The following is a 3,649-nucleotide window of genomic DNA, read 5'->3' on the forward strand; positions in this document are numbered from 1 at the left end:
GGGTAACACCTCTGGATCTCTCTGAATACAATGGGCATAAACCCCAGGTAAAAAAAGAGCCTCTTTCTGCAGAAGCTCTTGAAATGACATATCCTTACATAATTGCTTTGAATGAATCGGAGAAAAATGAATTCAATAGAATTTTTAGAGAAAGCTCCCTGGATGAGTTTTTTTCTGCATATCCCGCAGCCAGAGGTAATGAGACTATACGTTCCTTTATCGAAGCTTATGCTCCGAAGAAGTGGGATGGCTCACAGATAAACCAGAGTTTTTCCCTTGTGTATCTTATATCCGGGGCCGGGCCTTTCAGAGAGCTTATGTTTCTGGAAAAAAACGGAAGCATCGTGCAGATACAGACCTTTGACGAATCGGGGGTTTCCGTAAACAGGACAAAAGCCCTGGGGATTGCAGCAGCTGAGATTAATTCCTCGATAAGTCCTGCGGATGTCCGGGTTGTGTTCAGGGGTTCCGAAGCCTTCTGGGCCGTATCCTATATGGAAGGGCCCACCGTAACAACTGTTTTTGTGGATACTGAAAATGGGGTGCTGTATTATTACCTGTCCGAGGCAGAGGATAAATCAGAAAGTTCCTTTCCTGAAATTCCAGGTTTTACAGGGGGTCTTTTTTTAACGGGAATTTTGGGAACTTTATGGCTTCTGGTTTCAGGACGGCGAGTTAAACTTGACTTTCAAAGATGCATGATTTTCCGTTATCAAGCGGCTGAGTTTGTGTATTACTAAGAAAAGAATAATCCTATTGATACTGTTTTCATTAAGAAGGCAGGTATTTTCCCAGGTTCAAGAAAGAGAATAACGATGCTTGCTTTGTGCTCATTTCTTCCATGATCATATTACATTTATTTGATTCTTTTTCTTGGATAACTGCCAGCCTGATTTCTGACAAATTTTCAACCAGTTTCCTCATAGAAAAACCATATCTTTTTGTCTCCCAGGCTAAATATCTGTAGAAAAGCAAGCCAATTATAGACAGAAACACGTGAATTTTTATATTTTCATCTTTGTGGTGGTACACTGGTCCCACAGGAACAAGCAGGTGATCATTCAACAGCTTAAAATCATCCTCTATAGCACCTTTATTGTTGTACGTTTGCACAATTTTCTTAGTATGCCAGCGGTGCTTGTCTGTAAACAGTATATTTTTTCCTAATGAATTTTCACGCTTGTTTTCATTCTCTTCGTCAATCCAGAACTTTAACTGAGGTTTTTTCCTACCTTCAGGGACATCAGTAATTTCATATTTCACAACGCCTCTGTATTTTTTTATGATTATATCCGCAACCTCTTTTTCCACACTGCTCCTGTTTCTCGCTTTTCCTCTATTGCTTTCAAGCCTCCTCTGTAAATCCTCAAGTTTTTCAATTATTTTTGACATATTCGATTCATATGTTCTTTTTTGAAGCTTGTAGGTTCCTTCATTGAAAGTAATTACTGTTGTAAATTCTGTCCCGTAAAACTGATGCTTTGTTCGATACCCATAAATTTTGTGGCTATCTGAACTTTCATATAAAAATTGATATTTAGATAATGGTACTTCAAGAAGTTCCTCGGCCTGATTTGCTTTTACAGCCCCTACAAAATTCATTTTTGAAGTTACCTGTTCAATATTTTCCTTTGAATTATTCCCCTTATCGAAAACAAGAACAAGATCTTCCGAACAAATATTCAACTCAGTCAAACGATTTATGATTTTGTCAATCAGACCTGAAAATTCATCTGAATCGTACACATTTCCAGGATATGTTTCATGAATAAAAGGTAAGTTGTAATCATTAGCAGCCAGCGCTACAGATACCTGATTTTTGTCTTTACGATGCTTTTTGTTATACCCTTTATGGAGCAGTTCACTTTTATTATCATAGTTGGCGGCATAGGTGAACCAGTTTGATTCATCCACAAACAGTACTGAAGGGGTTAGTCCTTTTTCGATGAGAATTCGGCACAGATCATCTTCAATCTTTTTCATTGTGTCAGAATCAATGTAATTCATATGATTCAAAAAATTCTGACAACTTAATTTGTGTGGAAAATTCCACATAAAAGATAAAGCTGATTTTTTGAACCATTCCTCAATACCGTTTTCACTTAAAATTCCATGAGATTTTCCTACCATATCAAGTAAAAGATACTCTCCAACACTTAACCCGTCTATTGATTTTTTCATAGTGTGCTTGTTCACGATGTCAACGAATCCAAGCTCTTCATTCACATGGAGAAGTGCGGCAAGTTTGCCATATTCAAAGGATTTCATTTTTATGTAAGGCAATGATTCACACTGCTTTTTCATCTCAACAATACTATCTGCGGTTCCAAGATATACCTGAGAAACTATCCTCGGTTTTCCATTCACCCTTGCAGACCTAACCGCATAATAGTATGGTTTGTTATGGATCATTTTTTTTATGATAGATGTCATAAATTTAGTATGTAATACACATATAAATAATTTTCGTAAAAAACGATATCAATAGGGTTTTTAATCTGAATTTAATATTTAGGTAATACATATAATATTTTACAAAGATGGTTGCTGCATCTGTTTTTTATTGTGAATTTTGGCAAAAAACGTGTTTCTTTGAAAGCTGAGTTAAAAAGTAATCAAAGGTCTGTGCTTTGAAAAAGAGAGTCAACTCAAGTCCTGTAATGAATAATAGCTCAAAAAAGAATTCAAAAGATGAAGCCTGAAACTTCATCTTTACAAGTTTTCTATAAATTAAGTTCTGTTCTGCAATTTTATTCCTGTTTTCTTGCCAGCTTCTTTGTGGCAAGTTTTTCAATGATGTCGAGGTTGACTTCGCCGTCGAGGCTCAGTTTTCCGCTGTCGACCGCGCTTTTCAGGAGGTGCTGGCCTACGAGGGTGCGGACGATCAGGGTTGTGTAGCCGTCGGGGCTTCCGACCGAACCTGCCGAGATGTCGGCTTTGAGGGCCGTAAAGTCCGTGCAGACCTGGCAGCCGGGCCTGATGGTGTCGTCGAGTTCCTTGAGGGGGATTACGTACTGGGTCCCGTCGTCAAGGTTGATTTCGAGTTTTCCCTTGACGTCGATTCTGCAGACCTGCATGGGCTCAAGGGCGTATTCGCTCTTAAGCTTGCCCGCGATCAGTTTTTCGTAGTCGAAGCTTTCGGTACAGAAGAGCCCGAGCACGACGCGGATTGAATTCTTATAGGGCCTTACAAGGTCATGGTCGGATTCAAGCATCTTCCGAACGGCCTGGACCACACAGGGGACTCCTACAACTGCAATGTTCCTGTACTTCTTCCTGACCACGGCTTCCTTGAGGGCCGAGAGCAGGGGCACCCACCAGTTGTATCGGCTGCCGGCCTCGCTTACAAGGGCCTCTTCGGAGGTGATTACCATGGAGCTCGGCTTGAGGGTCCAGGGGTCTTCCGTAACCGTAACCACGGCATCCACAAGGCCCGTTTCCAGGGCGTTTGCAAGAATTGCGGTTACGGCTCCTCCACTCTGCTTTCTCGGGATGTCAAACCCGGCCTTTCCAGCCTTAATCTCCAGGTAGTCTCCAAGGAGGCTTGAAGGCTGTTCGTCTAACCTCGGGCAGACCTCATAGCAGGCCCCGCAGGGCACGTCGTCAACAGCTGCTTTACAGTAGCCGTTGTTAATGGGGCTTGAAGAGT

At 41.2% G+C, this 3,649-nt stretch carries 3 protein-coding genes; 1 reads left to right on the forward strand and 2 read right to left on the reverse strand.

The features are described 5' to 3' along the window. The coding region (locus PHF18_RS17995) for a hypothetical protein (RefSeq protein ID WP_300105079.1) at nt 1-740 on the forward strand (740 nt) is incomplete at its 5' end. A gap of 31 nt (nt 741-771) precedes the next feature. Here PHF18_RS17995 and PHF18_RS18000 read toward each other — a convergent pair. Both PHF18_RS18000 and PHF18_RS18005 read right to left on the reverse strand, forming a co-directional pair. Beyond that, nucleotides 772-2,433 (reverse strand): IS1634 family transposase, encoded by a 1,662-nt coding sequence (locus PHF18_RS18000; protein WP_300105081.1) that lies wholly within the window; start codon nt 2,431-2,433, stop codon nt 772-774. Nucleotides 2,434-2,750: 317 nt separating this feature from the next. Next, nucleotides 2,751-3,649: Coenzyme F420 hydrogenase/dehydrogenase, beta subunit C-terminal domain (locus tag PHF18_RS18005; protein ID WP_300105083.1), on the reverse strand; the 899-nt coding region annotated here is incomplete at its 5' end.

It is taken from the genome of Methanosarcina sp., from assembly GCF_028693135.1.
GTDB lineage: Archaea > Halobacteriota > Methanosarcinia > Methanosarcinales > Methanosarcinaceae > Methanosarcina.

Coding starts and splice junctions, on each gene's coding strand:
- PHF18_RS18000 (WP_300105081.1), bottom strand. CDS start 2,433: ATGACATCTATCATAAAAAAAATGATCCATAACAAACCATACTATTAT.